We start from the raw sequence: 2,576 nt of genomic DNA, 5'->3' as shown, positions 1-2,576 counted from the left end.
TCCGGTTAGCATGGATATAGAATATTTGATAAGACACAATAGGAAACAGAGCGATCACAAGTTTGGCGATAAATCAAAATCAACATCAATATTGAATCAAGGTAACTACTCAGAGCAAAAAGTAGAGCTTGTTGTGAATGATGTAAATCACAAGCCCCATCATGTGTAAGGTATATGTATATTGCCAGCTGTTGTAGACAGTCGATCCAAAATTAGGGCTTGAAAAGATTGAGATAAATTACAAGCCCAAGTAGGATTTAGTCGATGGCAATCCAGGCGGATCGCGACCAGCATTAGACAACAGTTCACACAAACTGTTAATCGCCGACGAACCTTGTAACCGGGTAGTTTCTAAGAAGCTAAACATTTGAGCAACTAACGAGCGCACCCCAATCACTTCATGCTCCACCACTAACTTTGCGATGTACTACTACAGGACGCAACGCTCGCTCGGCATCATTGAAGTCCTGTTTAACTACGTATGGGTGTTAAAAATGTGAACCATTCATCCAAATGGCGTTCAAGTCAGAAGCGAAGTCTTTGGGCGTCGGCTGGCCATCCTGCCGATGGAGGCTGCGGCAAAATTGTTTTGAGTTGGGTTTCTACAGTTGGCCGTTTCTGCTGAAGTTGTTCATGAGTAAATAAACCAGCATGATAGTCCTGATGGGCATTTATAGCTGTCCACAAAACTTCCAAGGGCGTTCTTTGCATAGCATCAGCATAGGCAGCAAAGCGACTGGTCACGCCTAGCTTCGTTCGTCTCGTTCAAGATGAGCGAAGACATTTCTGTTTTGCCGCCGCTAACTGTGGACTATAAGCACTCTTTACAATCACGCTCTGAGAATACCATCAAAATTTTCACCAAGTAACTGCTTAAGTTCTGCGCTACTGCGGGTAGATGCTTTAAGGTAAGTACGCAAACAAGTTCCGAGTTTGCTACTATCCTTTGCCAATACGTGGGTCCCATCAATGCAAAAAGTGGTCTGGTCCGAACACCGCACACCAGGTTGTTTTACATAGGCTAGCCACTGTAGATAACAAGGCTCTAAACTTTCTGTAAACCACCGATGCATCTTCCTTAAACTGCCAACAGAGAATGGCACACCCAAGACAAACTCAACTGAATAATCTTGTTTGCGCCAAGTCAGATTTCCACCATATCTACCGCCAACCAAAAACACACCAAACCATTGCTCCATAGCTAAACCCTTCCTTGACTCCCCACGGCAAGGGACTATATCCAGACCTACCACATGAGAGAAATTGGCAACGGAGAAGGTTGGAATTCCAGAATAGAGACTGGCTGCTCGATTAATTCTGCTATTTGTTGGACTTTCTTCGGGGCACGTATCACCAGCTCTACCTGAGCCCCACAAGGTCGGACTTCTAGAATGATAGAGCTGTTCAATTTTGTCTGGCACTCCAAAACCATAGCCTGACATGCAAATATATATATATTTCGGACGGCGCTTTTTACATTTGTTACGCTTGCTTAGTTCAGAAGGTTTCTTGAGTTGGTCTTGTGAAGGGTGTAGGGTACTGTTTTGAGACGACCGTTTTTTGAGTTTGGACAGGGATGACATTATGTAGTAAGTTTTCCCCATTGAGAGCCTCCAGTTCTTTGTGTGGCTTCTCATAATGGGCCTGCTGTTTATAGTATAGTTGCTGTTGTTTGACCATCCACTCGACCAGCAGCACATAGTTCGCCATCTCGTCAGCAGGGAAAGGGAAAGCAAGTGAGTCAGTCTGTAGTGCAGTAGTAAAGGTCATATCAGCTACTATACCCGAAGCCCAGGGAAAATAAGTAAGCATGCCTAGTGGTAATACCCATGAACCTATCCCACTAATCTCAAAAGATGGTAGTCTATTGCTGGGTTGATTTAGGTGTATGACTCTATGGCTGGGCGCTTTGAAGGGTTAAGTGATTTGGAATGGAAGTTGTTTGAAGATATCTTCCCCAAGGACCCAGAAAAACGGGGTAAAGGAATGCCTCATTGTCCCTATCGTTATGTTTTAAACAGTTTGTTGTACCTACTGATTACTGGATGTAGATGGTGTGATCTACCACGAGGGGAGATCTGGGCATCAAAAAGTTCGTCTCATCGATGGCTAAAGCGATGGCGCTTAGATGGAACATTTGAACATTTACAAGCACGTGTGCTAGCGATCGCAGATCAAAAGGGCTTGATTAAATGGGAGTTTGGTGCCGTAGACGGCTCTTTTTCCCCCTGGCAAGGGAGGAGGTGAAGGCATTGCTTATGGTGGTAAAGGTAAAGGTGTTCTGATTCACACCCTGACTGAAGGTAGTGGAATGCCTCTAGCTAACTGTACAACTCCTGCCAATGGTAGTGAAAGAGAACAAGTCTTACCTCTACTGGATCAAGTCAAATTGAAAACTTTGAAACCAGGTAGACCACGTAAGAGGCTCAAGGTACTAGCTGCCGATAAAGGTTATGATTCCAAAGAAAAACGTGCTGCTCTGCGTAAGCGAGGCATTCGACCCCAAATACCAAAACGGATTTGGAAAACCAAGAAAAATCGAGGAAGACCGATTAAAATGTCGGTGCCCAGATATC

At 44.4% G+C, this 2,576-nt stretch carries 6 protein-coding genes; 2 read left to right on the top strand and 4 right to left on the bottom strand.

Annotated features, from left to right (window positions below; all coding sequences use genetic code 11):
• Positions 1-238 precede the first annotated feature (238 nt).
• The 4 genes from F6J99_RS44035 to F6J99_RS44020 form a co-directional block, all read right to left on the bottom strand.
• The gene (locus F6J99_RS44035) at positions 239-412 is read right to left on the bottom strand and encodes a hypothetical protein (RefSeq protein WP_293123506.1); all 174 of its coding nucleotides are present in this window, start codon (positions 410-412) and stop codon (positions 239-241) included.
• Between the two features lie 113 nt (positions 413-525).
• Positions 526-744: a hypothetical protein gene (locus F6J99_RS44030; RefSeq protein ID WP_293123503.1), complete on the bottom strand. Its 219-nt coding sequence runs from the start codon at positions 742-744 to the stop codon at positions 526-528.
• 86 nt (positions 745-830) lie between these two features.
• Complete coding sequence (locus F6J99_RS44025; RefSeq protein ID WP_293123500.1) at positions 831-1,421, bottom strand: hypothetical protein; 591 nt, start codon at positions 1,419-1,421, stop codon at positions 831-833.
• Between the two features lie 76 nt (positions 1,422-1,497).
• Positions 1,498-1,770, bottom strand: a complete 273-nt coding sequence (locus tag F6J99_RS44020) for a hypothetical protein (protein ID WP_293123497.1) — start codon at positions 1,768-1,770, stop codon at positions 1,498-1,500.
• Between the two features lie 126 nt (positions 1,771-1,896).
• Between F6J99_RS44020 and F6J99_RS44015 the strand changes: the two genes are divergently transcribed.
• Both F6J99_RS44015 and F6J99_RS44010 read left to right on the top strand, forming a co-directional pair.
• Positions 1,897-2,247: a transposase gene (locus tag F6J99_RS44015; protein WP_070390804.1), complete on the top strand. Its 351-nt coding sequence runs from the start codon at positions 1,897-1,899 to the stop codon at positions 2,245-2,247.
• Between the two features lie 4 nt (positions 2,248-2,251).
• On the top strand, positions 2,252-2,576 hold a 325-nt coding region (locus tag F6J99_RS44010; protein ID WP_365975450.1), incomplete at its 3' end, for a transposase.

The sequence above is a fragment of the Moorena sp. SIO4G3 genome (assembly GCF_010692305.1).
In the GTDB taxonomy this organism is placed as follows: domain Bacteria; phylum Cyanobacteriota; class Cyanobacteriia; order Cyanobacteriales; family Coleofasciculaceae; genus Moorena; species Moorena producens_A.
Note: the sequence above shows the minus strand (reverse complement) of the source record. Positions and strands in the feature narration are given on the sequence as shown.

Excerpts from the sequence above, each read along its gene's own strand:
- F6J99_RS44020 (WP_293123497.1), bottom strand. The coding sequence starts at position 1,770 with ATGACCTTTACTACTGCACTACAGACTGACTCACTTGCTTTCCCTTTC.
- F6J99_RS44015 (WP_070390804.1), top strand. The coding sequence starts at position 1,897 with ATGGCTGGGCGCTTTGAAGGGTTAAGTGATTTGGAATGGAAGTTGTTT.